This is a genomic window from Bradyrhizobium sp. S3.7.6, assembly GCF_054061875.1.
Genome location: NZ_JBSSEQ010000001.1, coordinates 4,891,316 through 4,911,966 on the forward strand (window position 1 = coordinate 4,891,316; position 20,651 = coordinate 4,911,966).

Genomic DNA, 20,651 nt, shown 5'->3' on the forward strand with positions numbered 1-20,651 from the left:
GACTGATGCCCAAGCTCAACATCGGCGGCGTTCGCGTCAATGTCGGCGACGAATTTTTGCAGATGAGCCCGCAGCAACAGGAGGAGTTTGTCACCAAGGTTGTGATCCCGTCGCCGGAGTTTCAGGCCAAGAAGAATGCGCCTGCTGAGCCGGAAGCACCGAAGGGCACGCCGCGCGGCTATGGCGAGACGTTCGCGCGCGGCGCGGCGCAGGGCGCATCATTCAATCTCGCCGATGAACTCGCGGGCATGCGCAATGCAGCCTCCGACAAGATCCCCGATGCGATCCCGCTGCCGTTCGGCGTGCTGCCGCTGCGCACACTGGCAGGCGGCGCCCGGCTTGCGGCAAACGCCATCACCGGCCGCGACCCGCAAGCAACCAAGGACTACGAGACCGGCCGCGATGAGTTTCGCACGGCCGAGAGGGAGGGGGCTGAACAAAATCCGGCGACCTCGCTGGCGGGCAATGTCACTGGTGCTCTTGCTGGCGCAGCGATGCCCGGTGGTGCGGTGACGCTGCCAGCCAAGGTGATCGGCAACGCAGCCGGACGGCGCATTGCAGAGGGCGCGCTGACAGGCCTGCTGTCGGGTGCCGCGTCCGGTGCGGGTGAGGGCGAAACAGCGGAGGAGCGTCTCAGGAAGGCGCTGCTGGGCGGTGCGATTGGCGGCGGCGTCGGCGGCGCTGGCTCGACGCTGCTTGAAGGCGCTGGCCGGGTCGTGAGCCCGCTTGCAGAGCGGTTCGCCGCGACGGTGCGGGGCTTCCGCGATCCCGAGGGCGAAGCAGCTCGCCGCGTGGTCACCGGCATCGACCATGCTGTCGAAAGCGATCCGCTTGCGCGCGGTCGGCTGACCAACGCCGAGGCCGGACAGAGCATGGACGCTGGCGGCCCGGCGATGGTGATGGATCTCGGCGGCGAGACCACGCGCGCACAGGCGCGGTCGGCCGCCAACCAATCGCCAGAAGCGCGCGGCATCCTCACCGAAGCTGTCGGCAGTCGTTTCGAGGGGCAGGGTGATCGCTTCACCAACTGGCTGCGCGAGACCTTCCACTATCCCGACGCCGACGCGCAGGCGGAAGCACTGATCAAGGCCTCGCGCGAGGTCAACAAGCCCGCTTATGCGAAGGCCTATTCCGAAGGCGCCAACCTGCCGTGGAGTGAAGGCCTCGAACAGATTTCGCAGGCCCCGGAGGTGCAGGCCGCGATCCGCAAGGCGATGGTGAATGCCAAGAGCGAAGCGGCAAAGATGGGCTTCACCCCGCCAAAAAATCCGTTCTACATGGACGAGGCGACCGGCCGCTTCAAGCTCAAGACCGACGGCGAAGCGACGATGACGCCGAACCTTCAGTTTTGGGACATCGTCAAGCGCAACCTCGACCGGGGTGATCGCAACTCGCAGGACTGGTCGAAGATTCTCCGCGAGCACCTCGATGAAGCTGTGCCCAGCTACGCGGACGCACGCGCGGGTGCTGCTAAATTTTTCGATGCCGACAACGCGCTGGAGGCCGGACAAAATTTTGTCGGCAAGAGCATGGAGCCGCGCGAGGCGCGTCGCGCCCTGGCGAAGATGACGCCCAACGAGCGCCAACTGTTTCAGGACGGCTTTGTCTCCAAATATCTCGATGAGCTGCAAGGCGTGAAATATCGCCGCGATGTGCTCAATCAGATCTCCGACAGCCCGAAGGCGACTGAGAAGCTGATGATCGCACTCGGCCCCGAGCGCGCCAACCAACTCGAGGCCATGCTGCGCGTCGAGGGCATCATGCAGCACGCCAACCGTGCAGTGACCGGAGGCCCGACCACCGCGCGGCAATTGGCAGAGATGGGTCTCGCGAGTGGCGGCGCGACGGCTGGCATCGGGCTCGGTGCCTACGGCCTGTCGGGCGGCGGCGCCAATCCTTTCGATCATCCGGTCGCGACCATGGTCGGGCTGCTGGCGGCAGGTGCGCGACATGGCGGCGTCAAGATCGAGGCCAACGTCGCGCGCAAGATGGCTGATCTCTTGGTCTCCAAAGATCCGCGAGATCTTCAGCGCGGCGTGGACATCATCCGCAAGAGCCCGACGCTGATGAACATGCTGCGCGGCACCGACAAATACATCGCGCGTGTCGCGGGCGAGGAGGCCAGTGGCAGGAGCGATCCACCTGAACGTCTCTACGTCTCGCCAAACCGACCCGCCCAGTAGGCGGGTTTTTTATTGAGGTCACCATGGCAGGCACGATCCCGCTGTCGATGACGCAGCAGTTCGACGTCTACGGCAAACCGCTGTCCGGTGGCCAGCTCTACATCATTCAGGCGGGCACCGTCTCGACGCCGCAGGATGCGTTTCAGGACACCGCGCTGACGATCAAGCAGCCGTACCCGATGACGCTCGACGCTGCCGGGCGGGTGCCACAATTCTTCGTCGCCGACGGCACGGTGAAGATCCGCTTGCAGGACAAGGCAGGCGTGGTGCAGCTCGCGGCCGACAGCGTGCTGGTGATCGGCCCCTCGGCCGGTGGCGGCGGCGGCGCGGCCGTCGATCCGACGCAGTTGATCCAGACCGGCAACATGATCCTGCGTTACGGCGTCGGCGCGCTGCAAGGCTATGTGCGGCTCAATGGTCTCACCATTGGATCGTCCACCTCGGGCGCGACCGAGCGCGCCAATGCCGACGCGCAGGCGCTGTTTCTGTATCTGTGGGGCGTCGATTCCAGTCTCGCGGTCAGCGGCGGCCGGGGCGCGACCGCGCTCGCCGACTGGACTGCCAACAAGCAGATCGTGACGCCGGACTGGCGCGGCTACGCGATCAGCGGCCTTGACGATATGGGCAACGCTCCGGCCGGTCGTTTGACCGCGAGCTTTTTCGGGGCAACGGCAACCGTTCTCGGCGCGGCGGGCGGTGGTGAGAGCATCACTCAGACCCTCGCGCAAATGCCGTCGCATTTTCATTCTGCGGGCATCTATGACCCCACGCACGGGCATCCCTCTATCAACGCCGCCGTAGTTCAAAACACCTTCCAGACCGGCACCGCCCCCAATCCCTGCACTTACGCCCCCAATCAGACGATTGGCATCGGCGCCGCTGCAACCGGCGTTCGCGTCAATAGCAGCAACGGTCTCGATACGACTTACAGCCAAGGGGGCGGCAGTCCAATGCGCACCGTCGGCCCCCGCAAACTCTGCACCGTCTACATGAAGCTGTAGCCATGTATCACGTCACATTCCCGCCCCAGAGCAACCGCGCCTCGTGGGTGTTCATCGGCATGGTCACTGACCTCGATGACAACCCCATCGACCTGTCGCTGTGCTCATTGGTGTTCGTCGTGCGCGACAAGAACGGTCGCACGCTGGAGGCCTCGACCGACAACGGCAAGCTGACCATTGTCGATCTCGGCACCTTCCGCTGGTTCTTCACGCTGACCGAGATGCAGGGCTTCTGCCCCGGCCAGTGCGACACCGGCCTGACGTTGTGGAACGACGACCGCTCGCAAACCGTGCAGCTCAGCGTCGGCCCGCTCGCCATCGTTGACGGCGTGGTGCCTGCGACATGACCGATCTTCCCGATCTCAAGATCAAGGCGCTGGTGAGTTTCCCGGCGGCAGTATACGGCGGCACCGGGCTGGCCGTGCGCCAGGAGAACGGTAAATATTATTTCGATCTGGCCTTCGGCGAACTCGCCGAAATCACCAACGTCCCCGTCACTGTGGTGCCGACCACGTTCGTCGCGTTGTGGGAGAGCACGCAGGATACCTATCGCCGCATCAACCTGCCCAATCTGCAAACGCAGATCGGCGGCGGCGCTCCCGCCACCGCGACGCCGCTGATCGAAAGCGGCGCGGGCGCGGTCGGGGTGTCGCTCAAATATGCGCGCGAGGATCACGTCCATCCGGCCTTTGGTGGTGGTGGTGGCGCGTCGGTGCTGGTTTCCGACACGCCGCCAGTGGGCGCGGCCGACAATTCGCTATGGTGGGAGAGCGACACCGGCAATCTGCTTATTCGCTACAATGACGGCAACAGCGCGCAGTGGGTTGCGATCAGCGGCGGCAGCGGCGGCAGCGTCGATCTGTCAACCACCGTGCGAATTGTCGGCACCAACAACGTCATTGGCGGGACAAGCGCGGGCGCGGCGCTGACGACCGGCACGCAAAACACCGTTGTCGGCCCCGAAGCGGGCGCATCGTTTACCAGTGACGTCGGACACACGCTTGTCGGCTATCAAGCCGGGAAGGCGCTCAACAGCGCGGGCTCGACGTGGAATACGTTTGTCGGGCATGTCGCGGGCCGATTTGTCACGACCGGGCAAAGCAATGTCGCGCTCGGCCGCGCATCGATGGCCTATGACACTGATGGCGGTTACAATGTCGCAATTGGTCACGCCGCCTATTTCATGGGACTTCACAGCCAAGGCGTGATCGCGCTTGGCGACACGGCGGCGGGTGCAGACACAGCGGGGACGGCAAACTGGGGCGGAACGGGCCTGACCTATTTCGGCTCGATCAACGACGTCAGTTGCTCCTACATTGGCAGGAACACCGGCAAGTCAACGGCGAGCGCGCGCACCAACGCTCACGCCATCGGCACCCTGGCGCGCATTCCGAACCGCGACAACGTGATGGTGCTCGGTCATGGCCTCGGGGCCGTGACGACTGCCGCCGCGCTCTTTGACGGTTGGTCGCGCGTCGATATCACATCCACTGCATCGATGACGATCACGGCGGCGCAGTTACTACAGGGCCTGACGATCCGTTCGGGCGCGATAACCGGCGCGGTCAACGACCTGACCGACACGGCGGCCAATCTTGTACTCAATGGCCCCGGTCACAACGCCGAATTGCCGTGCAGCATCGAGATTAGTTTTGGCAACGTCACCAATTTCACCGTGACGCTGGTTGGCGGCTCTGGCGTGACACTCAGCGGTCTCGGCCTTGGCGGTGCGGTGGCTTCCGGGGCGTTGGCAAAATTCCGTATCTGCTTCACCAACGTAACGGCTGGCAGTGAAGCCGTGTTCATTTATCGGGTAGGGTGAGGGATCGAAATGGCCTTTGATTTTCCCGCATCCCCCACAATCGGCCAGACCTATCAGGGCTACACATGGGACGGCGAGAAGTGGGGCAGGGCTGGTAGCGGCGGCGGTCGCCCTGTCTTGACGGCGGATCGCAATCTATTCGTCAACACCGCAACGGGCAGCGATGCCAACGACGGCCTGACGTCCGGAACCGCTCTTGCGACGCTGCAAAAGGCAATGGATGTCATCGCGGCGACCGACAACAGTATTTTCAACAACGTCGTCACGGTGGCGAACGGCACCTATGCGCAACTGATCCTGAAGTCCTATTTGGGGTCGGGCAATGTCACCTTCAACGGCAACACGACGACGCCGGGCAATGTCATCATCAGTTCGGCCAGCGTCGCGGTATATGCCGCCACCGTCGTCGGCGGCAATTTCAGCTTCAATGGTTTCCGGCTGCAATCCTCGGGCGGGCAGGACGCCAACGTTGGTTCGTACACCATTGTTACGTTCACGGGTTGCGAGTGGGCGGGCACGAGCAGCAATTTCCGGGTCTATTGTGGCAGCTTTGGCAGGCTGCAACTGCAAGGCGCGCACAAGGTCTTGACGGGCGGCGCTGGTCTTATGCTCGTTGAAAACGGCGGCTACCTCTACATCAATGGTGCGGCGTTCACGATTGGCGCGAATATGACCTTTTCCAGCGCGACGGCTATTGCCAGATCGACTGGCATGCTGAGCGCCTTCACGACAACGTTCGCCCTCGGCGCCTTTGCCGTGACCGGCTCGCGCTATCAAGCCGTGACCAACAGCGTCATTCTCGACACCGGCAACATCAATCTGTTTCCGGGAAGCGTCGCGGGAACGACGGCGACGGGAGGTCAGTACACATGAAAACTTACGATTTGTTTGATTGGTATTGGATCGTTGCTGGTGACGCCTCGCGCGTGTTTTCGTCCAAGCTGCACGACTACGTCCTGCCGAGTGATCCGGCCTATGTCGACTGGGCGGCTGATGGCTCAGCGCCAATCGAGATCGACACCGAGCACAGCCTCGGCGCCGTGATGGCGGCTTCCGGCCTGCTTCGCCCGATTCCGGCTGGCGTGCTCGATGGCTACACCGACATGCTGGCGCTGCGGATCGCGCAGCAGCCCGACTTCACGCTGTGGGTCGAGCTGTATCAGCAGGTTCTCTCGCTGCCGAACGTCACGGCTGTGCTCTCTCACATCAAGACCAAACTCTGATGGCGCTGCTCCCCAAGGTCAAACTCAAAGCATTGCTGAGCTTCCCGGCCGCCGTCTACGGCGGCGCTGGCATCGCCGTGCGCAAGGAAAACGGGAAGTATTATTTCGATCTCGACTTCAATGATTTTCCCGTCATCAGTGCGCTCCCGCCTGTCGCGACCAATGCCCTGATCTTCGATCCTGCGACCGGCCAATATGCGCAAATCCCCATCGCAATCCTCACTGGCGGCGCGGCCCCGGCGACTGCTAATCCCCTGATTGAAAGCGGCACTGGCGCGGTCGGCGTCTCGGCGAAGTATGCCCGTGAGGATCACGTTCATCCGGCCTCCGGTGGTGGCGGCGGCGGCATTCCCGAAGCGCCGAACGATGGTCTCAGCTACGGGCGCAAGAGCGCGGCATGGGCCAAGGTACTCGATCCCGTCAGCAATCTCGCGGACGTTCAGGACGCAGCCGCGTCATATCGCAATCTTGGCGGCCTCGATGTTTCGACGGTCGTCAACCTCACTGCCGCATCGACGCTGACCAGTGCGGCGTTTGGGAAGTTGCATTTCATCACCGGCGCGGCGGCATTCACTACGACCCTGCCAACGCCGGTCGGCAATGCAGGAAAACTAATCGGCTTCGTCGTCGGTAATGCGGCGAGTGCCACCAAGACATTCACGCTGACGACGCCAGCCGGAGCAATCGGCCGCAGTGGCGCGAGCATCGTTATGTGGACCAACGAGAGTGTGCTGTTGCGCTCAAACGGCGCCGACTGGCAAGTGCTGCAAGCGAAGCAATTGCCATTCACCGGCCTATTGTCGCGCAGCACAGATCAGGCGTCGGCGGCACAACCGGGGGCAAGGATCAACCTGACGACGTCGGTTGATCCGTCTGGCCTCAATCTCTGTTTCGACAGCGTCAACCAAGCCTTCATCGCGCCTCGGGCCGGTACATTCCTGATCAATGGCTATATTTACCTGACGCAAGGAAGCGGCGCGACCTATGCTCAAATGTGGATCGCCAGTTTGTCAAACGGCATCCTTTCCGGCGTCTTTTCTTTTACAGGGTTTGTCACGGCGGGAACCATCTACGGTTCCACCCAGCAAATCGTCACCCTCGGTCAAAACCTGACCTTGGGTGCGCAGGCCAATGGACCAACCCCTGTTATAGCCGCGTCGCAAGTCCCAGCGCGGTTTGAATATGCGGAATCTGTTCCGTCATGGTGATGTGATGTGGGGTGTCGGCGCGCAGCGGATCGGCACGGGCGGCGGCTCGGAGTATCCGCCAATTGCTGGCCTCTATGCCGCCAACGATCCGCTGATTGCCTACACCGATTGCGTCGCGCCGTCCTACGTCGGCGGCTTCATGCGGTTTCAACGCCCGATCAACGACGCGGGCACCGACTTTCAATATTGCATGCCGGGGGCACGGCAACGGTTTCGCTCAAATGCCGCTTCCGTCACGGTGCAGTTGCGCTGGAATGGTCTTGTCACGCGAACGGATTCCCGCAACCTGATCGGCCACGTCTTTGTCGATGGCGTGTTCAACAGCAATTTTCAGACGCCGGGCACGCTCAACCAAGTCGTGACATCGACCATCACGATCAACATGGGGTCGAGCGCGGATCGGCTCTATGAGATCGTGTTGCCCTATGCTGATGGGGTCGAGTTTGGAAGCATCCAAGTCGCGCCGCCGTCCGTGGTGACAGCCGCCGCTGCGCGTACTGGCCGATTGATGCTGTGCTACGGCGACAGTATCACGCAAGGGTTCAAGGCCACGGACTTGCGCCGGTCATGGCCGTATCTGCTCGCCGCGAACAGGGGTTTCCGCTGCATCAATATGGGTTATGGCGGGCGAGTAGTAATCCCATCGGACGGCACCGCCTGCGTCAACCTGGCCCCCGATTTAATGATCGTGATGACGGGCACCAATGAATATTTGGCCCAAACCCCGGTCGCAAACTATCAGGCAAATTTGAGTGCCTTCCTGCCAGCCGTGCATGCCGTCAACCCGACCGTGCCAGTCTACCTGTGCGGCACGATCTACAATGCAGCAAGTCTCCCGATCCCGTTAAGCAGTTATGCCAACGTTGCGGGCAACGTCATCGCTGCGCTCGGCTGTTCCCAATTCATTGGGGTGGATCGCGCAACGCTTATCAGTGATCCCGGCACGCAAATCGGCCCGGATGGCACGCATCCGACCGATGCCGGGGAGGTGCAGATCGCAACTGGTTGGGGAGCCGCGATCACATGATCCTCGCGACGGCGCTGGTCTTGGTCATCCTGCATGGCCCCGATGGACACGAAATCAGCATCAACCCCATGACGGTGACGAGCCTGCGCGAGGCCCGCAGCGACGACGACACCACCAAGCACACCACCAAAGGCGTCGCCTGCATCGTCAACCTGACGGACGGCAAATTTGTCACCGTGCGCGAGGATTGCGACAGCGCCCGCGACATTCTGCAACAGTGAGCAGAACGGCCATGAGCGGCGTCATCGGAACACTGATCGGAATCATCGTCACGCTGGTTATTCTCGGCGTGGTCTATTGGGCGATCACGCAACTGTTGCCGCTGATCCCGCTGCCCGAACCGTTCGCCCGAATCATCCATGTCCTGCTGATTGTGATCCTCGTGCTGATCGTGCTGTGGGTGATCCTGGTGCTGATCGGCGCGGCAGGCGTTCATGTCGGTGGCCCCTTTCGGTGGGGGAGCCTCGCAAGTCGAGCCGTTGCCGCCGTATCCACCGGGGCCGCCATCGATCTGTAACGGCTGCTGATCTCTGTAGGAGAGCCCGCGCTCTGGCTTCGGCTGGGGCGCGGGCGTTTTTTTTGTGCCCGCAAAAAAAGAGGGACCGCCGATTCCCACCGGGCGGTCCCTGAAGTTAGCCACGCACATGGGCCGATGGGGGGTGTGCGCGGCGAGGCGGCGTCATGGAAGGCGCCGTATCCTGCGTTCGAGCTTCACGGCATTTGCGACGGCATCAGCGAAGGCGTCGTACTGCTCGTCGTCCTCGGTGAGGTCGCTGGCTTCGTGGGTCATCACCTCGATCAACATGGCGACGCGCTCATCCCGATTGAAGAACAGCATCAGGATCTCCACCATGTTGATCAGAAGCCGGTGGCGGTATGGCAACAAAAGAACAGTGGTGCTGGACATCGCACCCTCGTGGATTAGCTGCCCCCGCAGCCCGTGCTCTTGCGTTCGAGAATTGCCTGAAGCTCCAGATCCGGGTGGACCTGAATCGTCTCGATGATGTCGATCAGCGTCATGGTCGGTGCGTCGGCCATGACCTGAAAATGACAGCCGGGATTCGCAGTATCGAAATCGCGCAGGTGCTGCAACCAAGCGTGCGCCAAATCGTCGGGGACGTCGGCGATGGTGAAGATCTTCATTGCAGCACCCTTCGCTGACTACGTTGCCACGCCGAAAACAATAGTCGCAATAAATGCGACTGCCAACTTAATTCGATTCCGCAATGCGGAGTCGCGGAAGTCCGTTCACCTTGTTCGGCTGCTTCGTGGTGGCGAGTTTTGCCGCGTCCGCTGCGGCTTTGCGCGCGGTTTTCCAGTGCATCTTCTTCGGCTTCGGCGTGGTCTGCTTCAGTCGAACCTGTCCCCGGAAAATCTCGACCTCGTCATGGTTCTTCAGATATTGCAGCTTCAGCTTGATCTGTTCGGGTTTCAGGCCGGTGTCGCGGGGCAGGGTATCAACGTTCACCCATCGATCATGCGACAGGTACTCGATCAGCTTGATGCTGCGCGACGACGTCGGTGCGGGCGCGACGACCGCTGGCGCCGGAACATAGGCCGCGATGGTGTCGCGCACACCCGTGACGATCTTGGTGAGCCGCAGCACCAGCTCGGTGAGATCGCCGACCTCGGAACGGAGTGCTGCGACCTGATCGGGGATCGGCAGGATCTCCTGCGGCAGTGACATCGCCCGCTCGACCTTGAGCGCGGCCGCCTTCTTCGGCTTCGTCTGCGTCATCTTCAGCGCGACATTGTCGGCGCGCAGCAGGCGGCGAATCTCGCCGCGCGTGTTCATGCGTGCACGCCAGTCGCTCGGTGTTTTCGCGACGACGACGCGCCGCACCTCCTTCTCTGGCACCACCTGCCACGCGATCTCGATGTGGCCACCGTTGGTGTCGCGCAGATGGCCTTTGATGCCGTGCGCCCTCAATTCGTTGGTCGCGATGTCAGTCAGCTCGTTGCGGAAAGTCATGCCCTGCTTCCTTGAGTGATTCGTCCATTGTTCCAGACCTGTTGTGCGCCAACGACCTCGATCATTGAGCCCCGATCATTGCTTCTTCATCGATTGAAACGGTTCAAGCCTCGCACCCGGCGCGAGCTGTGCGTCAGTGCCCGGCTGCTTGCAAACCTGACAGACAAGCTTGATCTCAGGGTATTGCGCCATGATCCGTTGCCCCGAGGGATAGACGCCGACGACGTGGCCGCAGGCCGAACAGGTCGCCTCGATCTGTTTCGGGTGGACACGCTTCATGTCGGCCAATCGCATCACGATCAATTCCATCGTCATGGCTCTTCCTTCTTCACCGGCAGCATTGCCTGCGCCCTGGCGAACGCGACGGCTTTGGATGGTCGGCCGCTGATGGCGCGGCGGCTTGCGTTCTCGTCGAAATAGATGAACTCGGTGCGCCCGTCCGGCAGCACCACCTCAAAGCTCTCCGGGTGCTGGGTGATGCCGACTTTGTAGCGCGGCGCCGTGACCTCCTCGCGCTCGATCTGATGCACCACGGTGATCTTCCAGCCCAGCCTGTGGCACTCTGCGCGCACCTCGTCGCGCTTCCAGCGTTTCATCCGCCGCAGGACGGCGCGGCCTCGACCACGACGTCGTCGAACAGGACGATGCCTGCGGTGAAGTTGGGGCCGCGAATCTGGGCCAGGATCTCGGTGATCACAGGCCGGGTGTTCCTTTCGGTGGCTTGCCGATGACGCTCTGAACGTCCTCCAGCCGCGCGATATTGTCGCGCTCATCGAGCTGGGTAAGTTGGCTCCAGCTCTTGTAGTTGTCGATCAGCCGGGCGACGGCGGCCTGCAAGGTGATGAGCTGCTCGGCGGTGACCTCGATGGTCGTCGTCTCGTCGGTCATTATTGCTTCGTCTGCCAGCCCAGCAGCTCGTGCGGATCGATCCGCAGGGCCTTGCAAATCGTCACCGCCTCGTCGGTATAGATCACTTCGGTCGGGGTCTCCCACGCGATGATCTCGGCCTCGGTGGTGTCGATCAGGTCGGCCAGCTCGGCGCGACTGAGCCCGCGCGCGATTCTGAACGCTTGCAGGCGTTGCGCGATCCCGCGCGCGACATCGGTGATCGGTTCGACCGGCTCGTGTTGCTGTCTCATACCCATGTCTCCACCACGCTGCCGTGATCTTCGTGGTTGCGCTTCAGGCAGACGAGCCCAGCGCAGCTGAAGATGTGGCGCAGCATGGTCAATGCTTCCGGCGTGTCGTCGCCAACGAAGGCAGTGTCGGTCGCCTCGCCGCCGTCGGCGTTGATCTCGAATCGCCGCGCGACGTAACCCTTGGGCCAGTCCCTCGGCCTGTGGAAGATCGTCCACGTTGGCAGGATGCCGCGCTGGTGAGCTTGCCAGTTCTCGGTCATCACCCGGTCGATCATCTCGTCGATGTCCGTTGCGGTCATGCCGTCCATTACTGACCAGTATCGTCGTTCGCTCGAATGTCCCTGAGGCTTTGCTGTATTTCCTCCACGATCTGCGCGATCAGCGCGTCTGCTTCCTTGGTTGTGGGGCCGATCTTGTGGATGGCCTCGACCATGTGGTTGGTGCAGGTGGAGATGATGTCGCGTTGATCTGCGGCGTTGGCGTCCTCGGCGACGACTTGCAGGAGGTCACTAACGATTTCAAGCAGCGCCTCCGTTTTGCTCGATGTTTCACCCCACGCCTTTGCCTCGTCGGCGTCGCTGAAGAAAATTTTGCGTTCTTCGTTCGTCATGGTTGCGCTCCTTCCACACACTCGGACCACCGCCGTGGTCCGCCGTGGTGCTACTTCTTCTTTCCGTTGGTCTTGTTGGCTTTCTCACGCTTTTTGCGCAGTGCCTCCCGGTGCGCGGCGTACTCTTCGCGGGCGCGCGGAATCTCCTTGCCGTAGTCGGGGCTGTCGTCGCGCTGGAGGCCGTATTTGTAGCCCATGGCGCCCGCCATCTTGGCGAAAGTGGCGTGCTGCGGGCGGCGCGTCTCGCCGCCAAACATATTCTTGACGGTGGAGGCCGAGAGCCCGGCGAGCACTGCGAGGTCGGTCTCCTTGATGCGCTCTTTCTGCCAGATCGTCCTGAAATTATCGATCTCGGGATCTTTATCGATGAAGTTATAAGAGCGTGTCAGCCAACCCTTAGCCATGTGTCACCTCAACGTGCTCGGCGCTGCCATTGCTGCGATGCTCTTCGGGCTTGGCTTCCCTGGCGGGGTTCTTGTCCTTTTTCGTTTTGGCGTGCGCGGCGAGCAGAACATAGGAGCCTTCGCCGACACGCTTGATCTGCTTGGCGTTGAGCAATTCGTTGATGGTGGTCGAAACGCTGTCGCGGTTGCGTCCATCCTTTTCAAACTGGTCCTTGAGTCCGGAGGCGGTGACGCGACCGTGGTTGCGTCGCGCACAGCGTAGCGCGAAGTCTTTATGACTGACCGCGTGGCGCGTTGCCGGTGACGCTTTCGGCGGTTCGAGGTGTTTGACATCGACGCTGGCGTAGTTGCCGGGGCCGAGCTTTTTCAACACCTTTTTCTCGACGAGATTGGTGAGCGCGGCGTAGACGCTGGTCGGGGCGCGGCCATCTGCCTTGAACGCAGACGCGGCATCACGGGGGCGAAACGTCGGATTGTCCTTGACCCATTCGGTCAGGAAGTCTTCGGCTGAGATCGCGGGGCTGCTGCGCTGCGCAAAGGTCGGAACCACGGTGACGACCTCAAACGAAATCTCCTGATGTCCCAGCTTGGTGAGGGCTGAGATGGTCTCGCCGACCATTTCCTTGCTACAGACTGAACGTATTTCGATCCGCTCGACGAGCGGCTGGTTCTTAGGCATTCGCCATCCCCTTGTGATTGTGGTCGTAAAGAATGTGACAAAAGACTCGTTCCTGTCGAGTCGAAAATTATTTGAAATGCCACATTAAGGCCGGAAGAAGACGCGCGCGGTTGTGAGTGAAGGGCGATCAACACCGGCGGTTTAGGTACCAACCATTGCGACCGCACAGTAGAAATATTTCCCTTTTAAAAATTTAAGTGTCCAATTTGGACAGGAGCGGGCCGATCACCGCGAAGCCCTTGGACAGAATCAACGCGAACCTATCGAAGTTCGGTGTGTGCGCGGCGCGGTAGGGCTCAAGGTAATAGCGGCCCCTGGCCCGCTTGAGCAGGCCAATATCCTCCAGCGCGTCCAGCCGCCGCAGCGCGGACGTGCGCGGCATGTTGAGCCGGGCGGCGATCTCGCTGGCGTTCATCGCATGGCCCTCGGCGTGGCCCAGCATCGCCGCCACCGCGACCAGGGTCAGGTTGAGGTCGATCTCGGCTGGCTCCTGCCCAGCCGGGTGCGTGCTGGCATGGAAGGCGAAGCAGAGATCAATGAACATCTCGGCCAGCGCGCGGCAGGCCTCGGACAGTTTTAGCGGAATTGGGAGCGCCATTGCTCATTTTCCCTGACAGCCCACCCAGCGCGGCCAGCTAGCAATTTTGAGCGGGCAATCCGAGTAGCAATCGTGAGAGCGACCTACGCGATGCGAAAAAGTTGCACGAGATGCGGGCTGACGCCCACGAAATGCGGGCTGACGCTCACGAGATGTGGGATCGTGGTTGCTTTTTTCACACAAGGCGGCCAGTCGCAATTGCGAGAGCGCTTGTGATCTAAAACCGGTACGAGCAACGGCAAAGGCCGGTGCGGATGGCACCGGCCTTGCGTTGGCACGAATTGCATAGAGCTATGCGATGACACGCATCTCGCTATGCGGCGAGCCGCTTCAGCGGAACCGCTAACGCCTGCGCGACCGGCAGGCCAAGCTCCTCTCGCAGGACCATGTCGAGGTGATTGAGCATATCGACACGTCGGTCGATCACTGGCTTCATGGTCAGCACCCGCTTGGAAACGATATAGCGTTCGCGGGTCACGGGCGCGGCGTCGTCGTCGGCGGTCTTGTGCGTCATCACGCGGCCGATCTCCGCGTCGGTGTAGCCCAGCTCCGAGAGGATGGTGGCTCCGGTGCGGCGCAAATCGTGCGGGGTGACATCCTCGAGGCAGAGGTACTCGCTAATGCCCATATAGCCGTTGGCATGCTCTGTCGTGCGGCTCATCAACTGCCCCAGCGACTGCTGGCTCATCGGCTTAGCGCGACGTGTGCGGGCGCCGGGGAATGCATAGTCGCGGTCGGCCTTGCCGATGCTGAAGACCTCGCCAAGGATGTCGCGCGCGAGGCTGTTGAGCGGCTGCACGACGGGGCGAGCCTTCTTGGCCTTGCGGCTCTTGACGTGCTTTAGCGGGATGGTGACGTGCGAGGGGCCGACCAGCTCGCGCTCGATCTTCACGCATTCACCTGTGCGCAGCAGCGTGACGAGCGAGAGCTTCAGCGCCAGCTTGCTGAGCCGGGAGCCGGGACAATCCGGGTCGTCGAGACCGAACCAAAACCGGCGCAGCTCCTCAATGTCCATGACGCGCCCATCCTCGATGTCGGCCTTCTCCAGAACCTTGTCGTCCTCCAACTGCTTCACGACCGGGTTCTTCGCGACATACTGGCGCTCCTCGTGCATGGCCCAATTGAACAGGGTGCCGATCTGGCCCCGCATATTGTTGGCCTGCGCCGGATAGCCCTCCGCGACGACGCTGTCGTAGAGCTTCTTGACGTCCATCGGGGTGATCTCGCTGACGACCTTGTCGCCCCACCACTCCAGCGGACGCTTCAGTGCGGACTGGATGTTGGCCCAAGTTTCCTTCCGGGGAACCCGGCCCCATTTGCGGTCAACGAGTTCGGAACAGTAGGCGATGTAGTCGTCGTGAACCCGCCGGAAGCTGGTGCCCATGGCACGCTGCTCGGTGCATTGCTGAGCGCGCACCTCGCGGATGTCCTTGTCCAGCGAGACCAGCCCGGCGAGGCGGCCAGCCTCCGCGCGGGCCCGTGCGGTTGACCACTCGGGGTTATCCCCAATCTTTTCCCAGTCGCGCTTGCCGGTCTTTTTGTTGAGGTATTGGTAATAGAACGTGAACGCCCCCTTCGGGGTGGCCCGCAGCACGAAACCCTTCTGGCCCTTCGGGCCGCCGTCGCTGTAGGTCTTGGTGCTGGCCTCGGCCTTAAGGTGCTTGTCGGTGATGAAGACTGGCATGTGCGCCCCAGTGTTAGATGCGTTAGATGGGTCTAATCAGGTGTCAAAAAACGACGGGCTGGCCGTGAAACGAGGGAATCGATGATAAAAGCGAACACCCTTGTTTTGTAGGCTTTCCCTGATTTCATGAGCATTCCCAATGACCTATCGTATCCTCTGCACCAATGACGACGGCATTCACGCCCCCGGCCTCAAGGTCGTCGAGGAGATCGCGCGCGCATTGTCCGATGACGTCTGGGTCGTTGCGCCCGAGCTCGACCAGTCCGGCGTGTCGCATTCGCTCTCGCTGAACGATCCGCTACGGCTGCGCGAGGTCGGACCAAACCACTTCGCGGTGCGCGGCACGCCGACCGACTGCGTCATCATGGGCGCGCGCCATATCCTCGGCACCAAGCCACCGGACCTCGTACTGTCCGGCGTCAACAAGGGCCGCAACGTCGCCGAGGACGTGGTCTATTCCGGCACCATCGCCGGCGCGCTGGAGGGCACCATCCTGGGGCTGCCGTCTTTCGCCCTGTCGCAGGAGTTCAGCGTCGAGGCGCGCGAGCGCCCGCTTTGGGATACCGCGCTCAAATTCGGACCCGACATCCTGCGCAAGGTGATCGCCGCCGGCATCCCGAAGGACACCGTCATCAACGTCAATTTTCCGGCCTGTACGCCGGAGGAGGTGCTCGGCATCCGCGTCACCCGCCAGGGCAAGCGCAATCTCGGCTTCCTCAGGATCGACGAGCGCAGGGACGGCCGCAACAATCCCTATTTCTGGATCGGCTTCGAGCGCGCCGCGATGATGGACACGCCTGCCGAAGGCACCGATCTGGCGGCGCTGCGCGAGCGCTATGTCTCCGTCACGCCGCTCCGGCTCGACCGCACCAATGAGGCGTTTTCCGAAGCGCTGAGCGCGACGCTGAAGTAATCGCTAGCCGCCGCGAAGGGCGGCTTCGATGGTCTTGCCGAGCGCGTCGAGCTGGAACGGCTTCTGCAGGGCCGGCCGGTCGCGGTACTGCTCGGGCAGGCCGGAGGAGCCGTAGCCGGTGGCGAAGATGAACGGGCAGCCCTTCGCCCTGATGACATCGGCGACCGGAGAGATGACCTTGCCGTTGACGTTGACGTCGAGAATGGCGATGTCGAACTCGGTCGCCTGGGCGAGCCGCAGGGCCTCGGTGATATCGCCGGCCTCGGCGGCCACCTTGTAGCCGAGCTCTTCGAGCATATCCGCGACCATCATCCTGATCATCACCTCGTCCTCGACGAGGAATACAGAGCGGCCCGAAGGTCCGGTCGCGGTCATAGTCGTTGAGTCCTTGCCCATTTGCGGAAAACGTTCGCAGATAACGCGAATCGACGCAATGCGCGTTTCGGCGAGCGGACACCCGAAAATGCTCTTTGCAGCCAACCCGTTGCAAGCCGATTTATGGTCCAATATCGCGCCCGAACGGCTATCATGGGTTCCTGGGTAGGAACAGGATTCCTGCCCCGGGTCTTAACGAGACACGTGGCCCCGGACCCGACGAGACGATAAGCAGCGATGACCTCCGATCAGCACCCGCCGGAAAAGATGATGTTTCAGCTCTCGCTGAGGCGCCGGGGCATCAGCGATCAGGCGGTGCTGCGGACCATGGAGGAGGTGCCGCGCGATCTGTTCGTGGAGGAGACCGATCGCGACGCCGCCTATCGTGACAGCGCGCTGCCGATCGCCTGCGGGCAGACCATCAGCCAGCCCTTCGTCGTCGCCTACATGACCGAGCAGCTCCAACTCCAGAAGAAGCACCGCGTGCTCGAGATCGGCGCCGGCTCAGGCTATCAGGCCGCCGTGCTGTCGCGGCTCGCAGGCCAGGTGCTGACCGTCGAGCGCTACCGCAAGCTCGCGGAGGCGGCACGCGCCCGGCTCGAAAAGCTCGACTGTCACAATGTCGAGGTGATGCTCGGCGACGGCCTCAACCTGCCGGCCAATATCGGCCCGTTCGACCGCATCATCGTGACCGCCGCGATGGAGCAGCTTCCGGAGAACCTGGTCGAGCGGCTGGAGGTCGGCGGCATCCTGATCGCACCCATCGGCCCGCACCATGGTGTGCAGACGCTGGTCCGCTTCAGCCGGACCGAAGCCGGGATCGAGCGCAAGGAACTCGTCGAGGTCCGCTTCGTGCCGGCGCTGCCCGGGGTGGCGCGGGAGCTGTAGATTTCCGGATCGGTTGTGCCGCCAACATCTTATTGGGAGGGTTAAGCCGTTATTTACTCGCGACGTGTTTACTTAAAAGACCAGTTCTGTTGCGTACGAGTGAGTAACCATGTCTGTAGTCGCCGAGTTGCTTTACTCGCGCCGCGTGCCGCAGGTTGCGGTCTTGGCGCTGATCTCGTTCAGCTTCGCAGGGTGCAGCGCCGACATGCAGTCGCGGCTGTCCCAGTCGAATTTCTCCAATCCTTTCGCGTCTGAGCAGACCGGCTCGGTGCAGCAGGCACCGCCGCCGCAGCGTGAGCTGCCGCAATATTCGCGGCCGCAGACGCAGCCCGGTTATTATCAGTCACAGCCCTTGCCGCCGCCGGCGGTCTCCGCGCCGCAATCCTATCCGGTTGCGGCGGGTGGCGGGGTGTCCGGAGGTGGTCGCGGCGTGAGTTCCTACGCGCCCCCGGCGCAGCCGCATCTGGAGACCACGGCCACCGTGCCGCCGCGCTCGGTCGCGGCCGCCCAGCCGGCCGGCGGGACCAAAATCATCGTCGGCACCAGCGACACGCTCGACGTGCTCGCCAAGCGCTATCGCGTCACGCCGCAGGCGATCCTCGCCGCCAACGGCTACAAGGGCCCGCGCGCGCTCTCGCCCGGCCAGCAATTGATCATCCCGCATCCGGCCACAGCGGCTGCGCCCGCACCGGCGATGGCTCCTGTCGCGGCGGCTCCCGCGATGGCGCCTGCTGCGAAGCCGGTTGCAGCCGCCGCGCCGCCGAGCACGCACTTCGTCAACCACGGCGACACGCTCGCCAGCATTGCCCGCAAGAACCACATCTCGTCGGCTGAGCTTGCCCGTGCCAACGGTCTCGCTCCGTCGGCCAAGCTCAAGCTCGGCACCAGGCTGACCGTGCCGGGTGCCAAGACCGCCGCCGTCGCGGCGCCGGTTGCTGCGGCCCCTGTCGCGGGCACGCTGCAGCCCGTTGCAGTTGCTCCCGCGCCCGCCACCAAGATGGCCGCTGTCGCCGCACCCGTGCAAAGCGCGCGTCTGGCCCAGGCCACGGCCAATGTCGAAGAGAAGGCCGCCGAGGCTCCGGCGAAAGCTGCGGAGACCACCAGCGCGCTGCCGACCTTCCGCTGGCCGGTGCGCGGCAAGGTGGTCACGAGCTACGGCGCCAAGACCAATGGCAAGTCCAATGACGGCATCAATCTCGCGGTGCCCGAGGGTACGCCGGTCAAGGCGGCAGAAGACGGCGTCGTCGCCTATTCAGGCAACGAGCTCAAAGGTTACGGCAATCTGGTCCTGGTTCGGCACTCCAACGGCTACGTCACCGCATATGCCCATGCGAGTGAGCTGATGGTGAAGCGCGGCGATACCATCAAGCGCGGTCAGGTCATTGCCAAGTCGGGTCAATCCGGGGAGGTGGCGTCGCCGCAGCTCCACTTCGAGATCCGTAAGGGATCGAGCCCGGTTGACCCGCTTCAATTCCTGAACGGGGCGTGACGCGCGGGCCCACAGAGTAGGGCACGCAATCACCACGAGTATGCTGTCATCGCCCGCCTTGCGCGCATTGCGCACTGGTGCGGGCGATCCAGTATTCCAGAGGCGGCGGTCGCCAAGCCGAGAAGCTGCCTCGAACCGTGGCGTACTGAGGCTTTTGTGTCCGGACAATCAATTTTCGAAAAACAACCCCATGCAAAGTAGCCGATGGCTGCCGGGGAGATGTCCTAATGTCCTGAAGCTGCTTCGGTTTCGATGGCGCAGCGGACATGGCAGGGCTTGCTGGTGGCCCAGCTCCGTCATGAGGGACGCGACCAGGACTCTTTGATTTGGATCAATTCTGAAATCTGCCGTTCCGGCTCCGTGTCAGCGCTGGGTAATGACGCACGGGTCCGGAGATCGGCATGAAGCTGGCTGATACGAAATCGTCGCCTGATCGCGGGCAATCGCTCCAGCATCCTGCAGGCGAGGGGATGCTGTATGTGCCGGGCGGCACGTTTCGCATGGGTTCGGATCGGCACTATCCGGAGGAAGCGCCGGTCCACCGCGTCACCGTGGATGCGTTCTGGATGGATCGCCATCCAGTGACCAACCGGCAATTCAAGGCGTTCGCCAAGGCTACCGGCCACGTCACCGTTGCCGAGATCGTGCCCGATCCAAAGGACTATCCGGGAATGCTTCCGCACATGGTCTATGCGGGCTCCCTGATGTTCTCGCCGCCCGCGTATCCGGTCAGTCTCCGGGATTTCAGCCAGTGGTGGACCTTCGCCAAGGGCGCGGACTGGCGGCATCCCTACGGGCCGGGCAGCGATATCCGTGGGCTGGACGATCATCCCGTCGTGCATGTGGCCTTCAGCGATGCGGTCGCCTACGCAAAATGGGCCGGCAAGGATTTGCCAACCGAAGCCGAATGGGAATTTGCGGCGCGCGGCGGACTGGACGGCGCCGAGTTCGCATGGGGAGATGAGTTTACGCCCGACGGCCGTCATATGGCCAACACCTGGCAGGGTGAATTTCCGCGCCAGAACACCCGGGACGACGGCTTCGAACGGACATCGCCGGTCACGGCATTCCCGCCGAACGGTTACGGGCTGCACGATCTGATCGGCAACGTCTGGGAGTGGACGTCCGACTGGTACTCGCCTCAGCATGAAGCCGACGCCGCAAAAGCCTGCTGCATTCCGGAGAACCCGCGCGGCGGCCGCGAGGCCGATAGCTACGACCCAAGAACGACCAACGTCAAGATTCCACGCAAGGTCATCAAAGGCGGCTCGCATTTGTGCGCGCCGAATTACTGCCGACGCTACCGGCCGGCTGCGCGGCATGCGGAGCCGGTCGACACTTCCACAAGTCATCTTGGATTTCGGTGCATCAGGCGAGGAGCCTCTGACGCATCTTAATGGGAGAGCGATGCCATGTTGAATTGCGTATTCAATGAT

28 protein-coding genes are annotated in these 20,651 nt (G+C 62.6%); 14 read left to right on the forward strand and 14 right to left on the reverse strand.

All coding sequences use genetic code 11. The annotated features are described in order from the left end of the window. Positions 1-5: 5 nt before the first annotated feature. From ACVJ5M_RS23700 to ACVJ5M_RS23745, 10 genes are read left to right on the forward strand one after another with little or no spacing between them, the layout of a single operon-like run. Positions 6-2,183, forward strand: coding sequence for a hypothetical protein (locus tag ACVJ5M_RS23700; protein ID WP_354100118.1), 2,178 nt, complete (start codon positions 6-8; stop codon positions 2,181-2,183). Positions 2,184-2,230: 47 nt separating this feature from the next. Further along, positions 2,231-3,184 carry a hypothetical protein gene (locus ACVJ5M_RS23705; protein ID WP_354100119.1) on the forward strand — a complete coding sequence of 318 codons (954 nt, stop codon included), beginning with the start codon at positions 2,231-2,233 and terminating at the stop codon, positions 3,182-3,184. A gap of 2 nt (positions 3,185-3,186) precedes the next feature. Beyond that, positions 3,187-3,531, forward strand: a complete 345-nt coding sequence (locus ACVJ5M_RS23710) for a hypothetical protein (RefSeq protein WP_354100120.1) — start codon at positions 3,187-3,189, stop codon at positions 3,529-3,531. Next, positions 3,528-5,006 (forward strand): hypothetical protein, encoded by a 1,479-nt coding sequence (locus tag ACVJ5M_RS23715; protein WP_354100121.1) that lies wholly within the window; start codon positions 3,528-3,530, stop codon positions 5,004-5,006. The genes ACVJ5M_RS23710 and ACVJ5M_RS23715 overlap by 4 nt, the downstream gene beginning before the upstream one ends. Positions 5,007-5,015: 9 nt before the next feature. Next, entirely contained in the window at positions 5,016-5,879 is an 864-nt protein-coding gene (locus ACVJ5M_RS23720; RefSeq protein ID WP_354100122.1) for a hypothetical protein, read from the forward strand. Beyond that, positions 5,876-6,229, forward strand: coding sequence for a hypothetical protein (locus tag ACVJ5M_RS23725; RefSeq protein WP_354100123.1), 354 nt, complete (start codon positions 5,876-5,878; stop codon positions 6,227-6,229). The genes ACVJ5M_RS23720 and ACVJ5M_RS23725 overlap by 4 nt, the downstream gene beginning before the upstream one ends. After that, positions 6,229-7,437 carry a hypothetical protein gene (locus ACVJ5M_RS23730; protein WP_354100124.1) on the forward strand — a complete coding sequence of 403 codons (1,209 nt, stop codon included), beginning with the start codon at positions 6,229-6,231 and terminating at the stop codon, positions 7,435-7,437. The genes ACVJ5M_RS23725 and ACVJ5M_RS23730 overlap by 1 nt, the downstream gene beginning before the upstream one ends. Continuing rightward, positions 7,412-8,464, forward strand: a complete 1,053-nt coding sequence (locus ACVJ5M_RS23735; RefSeq protein ID WP_354100125.1) for an SGNH/GDSL hydrolase family protein — start codon at positions 7,412-7,414, stop codon at positions 8,462-8,464. Before ACVJ5M_RS23730 ends, ACVJ5M_RS23735 begins: the two co-directional genes overlap by 26 nt. Continuing rightward, complete coding sequence (locus ACVJ5M_RS23740; RefSeq protein WP_354100126.1) at positions 8,461-8,685, forward strand: hypothetical protein; 225 nt, start codon at positions 8,461-8,463, stop codon at positions 8,683-8,685. Before ACVJ5M_RS23735 ends, ACVJ5M_RS23740 begins: the two co-directional genes overlap by 4 nt. An 11-nt stretch (positions 8,686-8,696) precedes the next feature. Further along, complete coding sequence (locus ACVJ5M_RS23745) at positions 8,697-8,981, forward strand: hypothetical protein (RefSeq protein ID WP_354100127.1); 285 nt, start codon at positions 8,697-8,699, stop codon at positions 8,979-8,981. Positions 8,982-9,143: 162 nt separating this feature from the next. Here ACVJ5M_RS23745 and ACVJ5M_RS23750 read toward each other — a convergent pair whose 3' ends face one another. The 13 genes from ACVJ5M_RS23750 to ACVJ5M_RS23810 form a co-directional block, all read right to left on the reverse strand. Then, on the reverse strand, positions 9,144-9,371 hold the full coding sequence (locus tag ACVJ5M_RS23750; protein WP_354100128.1) for a hypothetical protein: 228 nt from the start codon (positions 9,369-9,371) through the stop codon (positions 9,144-9,146). A gap of 14 nt (positions 9,372-9,385) precedes the next feature. Then, on the reverse strand, positions 9,386-9,607 hold the full coding sequence (locus tag ACVJ5M_RS23755; protein ID WP_354100129.1) for a hypothetical protein: 222 nt from the start codon (positions 9,605-9,607) through the stop codon (positions 9,386-9,388). 67 nt (positions 9,608-9,674) lie between these two features. After that, positions 9,675-10,436, reverse strand: a complete 762-nt coding sequence (locus tag ACVJ5M_RS23760) for a hypothetical protein (RefSeq protein ID WP_354100130.1) — start codon at positions 10,434-10,436, stop codon at positions 9,675-9,677. A 75-nt stretch (positions 10,437-10,511) separates the two neighbouring features. Next, complete coding sequence (locus ACVJ5M_RS23765) at positions 10,512-10,751, reverse strand: hypothetical protein (RefSeq protein ID WP_354100131.1); 240 nt, start codon at positions 10,749-10,751, stop codon at positions 10,512-10,514. Then, positions 10,748-11,032, reverse strand: a complete 285-nt coding sequence (locus ACVJ5M_RS23770; RefSeq protein ID WP_354100132.1) for a hypothetical protein — start codon at positions 11,030-11,032, stop codon at positions 10,748-10,750. The genes ACVJ5M_RS23765 and ACVJ5M_RS23770 overlap by 4 nt, the downstream gene beginning before the upstream one ends. A 97-nt stretch (positions 11,033-11,129) precedes the next feature. Continuing rightward, entirely contained in the window at positions 11,130-11,324 is a 195-nt protein-coding gene (locus ACVJ5M_RS23775; protein ID WP_354100133.1) for a hypothetical protein, read from the reverse strand. Next, positions 11,324-11,575: a helix-turn-helix domain-containing protein gene (locus ACVJ5M_RS23780; RefSeq protein ID WP_354100134.1), complete on the reverse strand. Its 252-nt coding sequence runs from the start codon at positions 11,573-11,575 to the stop codon at positions 11,324-11,326. The genes ACVJ5M_RS23775 and ACVJ5M_RS23780 overlap by 1 nt, the downstream gene beginning before the upstream one ends. Next, positions 11,572-11,883: a hypothetical protein gene (locus tag ACVJ5M_RS23785; RefSeq protein WP_354100135.1), complete on the reverse strand. Its 312-nt coding sequence runs from the start codon at positions 11,881-11,883 to the stop codon at positions 11,572-11,574. Before ACVJ5M_RS23785 ends, ACVJ5M_RS23780 begins: the two co-directional genes overlap by 4 nt. Beyond that, a complete protein-coding gene (locus tag ACVJ5M_RS23790; RefSeq protein ID WP_354100136.1) occupies positions 11,883-12,185 on the reverse strand; it encodes a hypothetical protein in 303 nt (100 codons plus the stop codon). Before ACVJ5M_RS23790 ends, ACVJ5M_RS23785 begins: the two co-directional genes overlap by 1 nt. A 50-nt stretch (positions 12,186-12,235) precedes the next feature. Further along, complete coding sequence (locus ACVJ5M_RS23795) at positions 12,236-12,589, reverse strand: hypothetical protein (RefSeq protein ID WP_456679399.1); 354 nt, start codon at positions 12,587-12,589, stop codon at positions 12,236-12,238. Then, complete coding sequence (locus ACVJ5M_RS23800; protein ID WP_354100138.1) at positions 12,582-13,208, reverse strand: hypothetical protein; 627 nt, start codon at positions 13,206-13,208, stop codon at positions 12,582-12,584. Before ACVJ5M_RS23800 ends, ACVJ5M_RS23795 begins: the two co-directional genes overlap by 8 nt. Before the next feature lie 253 nt (positions 13,209-13,461). Next, the gene (locus ACVJ5M_RS23805) at positions 13,462-13,866 is read right to left on the reverse strand and encodes a helix-turn-helix domain-containing protein (protein WP_354100139.1); all 405 of its coding nucleotides are present in this window, start codon (positions 13,864-13,866) and stop codon (positions 13,462-13,464) included. Positions 13,867-14,179: 313 nt separating this feature from the next. Then, entirely contained in the window at positions 14,180-15,550 is a 1,371-nt protein-coding gene (locus ACVJ5M_RS23810; RefSeq protein WP_456679400.1) for a tyrosine-type recombinase/integrase, read from the reverse strand. 139 nt (positions 15,551-15,689) lie between these two features. Between ACVJ5M_RS23810 and surE the strand changes: the two genes are divergently transcribed. Continuing rightward, on the forward strand, positions 15,690-16,463 hold the full coding sequence (surE, locus tag ACVJ5M_RS23815; protein WP_354100141.1) for a 5'/3'-nucleotidase SurE: 774 nt from the start codon (positions 15,690-15,692) through the stop codon (positions 16,461-16,463). A gap of 3 nt (positions 16,464-16,466) precedes the next feature. Here the strand turns inward: surE and ACVJ5M_RS23820 are convergent, their stop codons facing one another. After that, on the reverse strand, positions 16,467-16,838 hold the full coding sequence (locus ACVJ5M_RS23820; protein ID WP_028152469.1) for a response regulator: 372 nt from the start codon (positions 16,836-16,838) through the stop codon (positions 16,467-16,469). A 237-nt stretch (positions 16,839-17,075) separates the two neighbouring features. Between ACVJ5M_RS23820 and ACVJ5M_RS23825 the strand changes: the two genes are divergently transcribed. The 3 genes from ACVJ5M_RS23825 to ACVJ5M_RS23835 all read left to right on the forward strand — a co-directional run bounded on the left by ACVJ5M_RS23825 (position 17,076) and on the right by ACVJ5M_RS23835 (position 20,612). Further along, positions 17,076-17,726 carry a protein-L-isoaspartate(D-aspartate) O-methyltransferase gene (locus tag ACVJ5M_RS23825; RefSeq protein ID WP_283016607.1) on the forward strand — a complete coding sequence of 217 codons (651 nt, stop codon included), beginning with the start codon at positions 17,076-17,078 and terminating at the stop codon, positions 17,724-17,726. Positions 17,727-17,835: 109 nt separating this feature from the next. Then, on the forward strand, positions 17,836-19,215 hold the full coding sequence (locus ACVJ5M_RS23830) for a LysM peptidoglycan-binding domain-containing M23 family metallopeptidase (RefSeq protein WP_283016606.1): 1,380 nt from the start codon (positions 17,836-17,838) through the stop codon (positions 19,213-19,215). Between the two features lie 401 nt (positions 19,216-19,616). Then, complete coding sequence (locus ACVJ5M_RS23835) at positions 19,617-20,612, forward strand: formylglycine-generating enzyme family protein (protein WP_283016605.1); 996 nt, start codon at positions 19,617-19,619, stop codon at positions 20,610-20,612. Positions 20,613-20,651 lie beyond the last annotated feature (39 nt).

Coding starts and splice junctions, on each gene's coding strand:
- ACVJ5M_RS23825 (WP_283016607.1), top strand. CDS start 17,076: ATGACCTCCGATCAGCACCCGCCGGAAAAGATGATGTTTCAGCTCTCG.
- ACVJ5M_RS23795 (WP_456679399.1), bottom strand. CDS start 12,589: ATGGCTAAGGGTTGGCTGACACGCTCTTATAACTTCATCGATAAAGAT.
- ACVJ5M_RS23725 (WP_354100123.1), top strand. CDS start 5,876: ATGAAAACTTACGATTTGTTTGATTGGTATTGGATCGTTGCTGGTGAC.
- ACVJ5M_RS23835 (WP_283016605.1), top strand. CDS start 19,617: ATGAAGCTGGCTGATACGAAATCGTCGCCTGATCGCGGGCAATCGCTC.
- ACVJ5M_RS23745 (WP_354100127.1), top strand. CDS start 8,697: ATGAGCGGCGTCATCGGAACACTGATCGGAATCATCGTCACGCTGGTT.
- ACVJ5M_RS23790 (WP_354100136.1), bottom strand. CDS start 12,185: ATGACGAACGAAGAACGCAAAATTTTCTTCAGCGACGCCGACGAGGCA.
- ACVJ5M_RS23810 (WP_456679400.1), bottom strand. CDS start 15,550: ATGCCAGTCTTCATCACCGACAAGCACCTTAAGGCCGAGGCCAGCACC.
- ACVJ5M_RS23730 (WP_354100124.1), top strand. CDS start 6,229: ATGGCGCTGCTCCCCAAGGTCAAACTCAAAGCATTGCTGAGCTTCCCG.
- ACVJ5M_RS23750 (WP_354100128.1), bottom strand. CDS start 9,371: ATGTCCAGCACCACTGTTCTTTTGTTGCCATACCGCCACCGGCTTCTG.
- ACVJ5M_RS23770 (WP_354100132.1), bottom strand. CDS start 11,032: ATGAAACGCTGGAAGCGCGACGAGGTGCGCGCAGAGTGCCACAGGCTG.
- ACVJ5M_RS23780 (WP_354100134.1), bottom strand. CDS start 11,575: ATGAGACAGCAACACGAGCCGGTCGAACCGATCACCGATGTCGCGCGC.
- ACVJ5M_RS23700 (WP_354100118.1), top strand. CDS start 6: ATGCCCAAGCTCAACATCGGCGGCGTTCGCGTCAATGTCGGCGACGAA.
- ACVJ5M_RS23720 (WP_354100122.1), top strand. CDS start 5,016: ATGGCCTTTGATTTTCCCGCATCCCCCACAATCGGCCAGACCTATCAG.
- ACVJ5M_RS23740 (WP_354100126.1), top strand. CDS start 8,461: ATGATCCTCGCGACGGCGCTGGTCTTGGTCATCCTGCATGGCCCCGAT.
- ACVJ5M_RS23705 (WP_354100119.1), top strand. CDS start 2,231: ATGACGCAGCAGTTCGACGTCTACGGCAAACCGCTGTCCGGTGGCCAG.
- ACVJ5M_RS23775 (WP_354100133.1), bottom strand. CDS start 11,324: ATGACCGACGAGACGACGACCATCGAGGTCACCGCCGAGCAGCTCATC.
- ACVJ5M_RS23830 (WP_283016606.1), top strand. CDS start 17,836: ATGTCTGTAGTCGCCGAGTTGCTTTACTCGCGCCGCGTGCCGCAGGTT.
- ACVJ5M_RS23785 (WP_354100135.1), bottom strand. CDS start 11,883: ATGGACGGCATGACCGCAACGGACATCGACGAGATGATCGACCGGGTG.
- ACVJ5M_RS23820 (WP_028152469.1), bottom strand. CDS start 16,838: ATGACCGCGACCGGACCTTCGGGCCGCTCTGTATTCCTCGTCGAGGAC.
- surE (WP_354100141.1), top strand. CDS start 15,690: ATGACCTATCGTATCCTCTGCACCAATGACGACGGCATTCACGCCCCC.
- ACVJ5M_RS23715 (WP_354100121.1), top strand. CDS start 3,528: ATGACCGATCTTCCCGATCTCAAGATCAAGGCGCTGGTGAGTTTCCCG.
- ACVJ5M_RS23710 (WP_354100120.1), top strand. CDS start 3,187: ATGTATCACGTCACATTCCCGCCCCAGAGCAACCGCGCCTCGTGGGTG.
- ACVJ5M_RS23760 (WP_354100130.1), bottom strand. CDS start 10,436: ATGACTTTCCGCAACGAGCTGACTGACATCGCGACCAACGAATTGAGG.
- ACVJ5M_RS23800 (WP_354100138.1), bottom strand. CDS start 13,208: ATGGTCGGCGAGACCATCTCAGCCCTCACCAAGCTGGGACATCAGGAG.
- ACVJ5M_RS23805 (WP_354100139.1), bottom strand. CDS start 13,866: ATGGCGCTCCCAATTCCGCTAAAACTGTCCGAGGCCTGCCGCGCGCTG.
- ACVJ5M_RS23765 (WP_354100131.1), bottom strand. CDS start 10,751: ATGACGATGGAATTGATCGTGATGCGATTGGCCGACATGAAGCGTGTC.
- ACVJ5M_RS23755 (WP_354100129.1), bottom strand. CDS start 9,607: ATGAAGATCTTCACCATCGCCGACGTCCCCGACGATTTGGCGCACGCT.
- ACVJ5M_RS23735 (WP_354100125.1), top strand. CDS start 7,412: ATGCGGAATCTGTTCCGTCATGGTGATGTGATGTGGGGTGTCGGCGCG.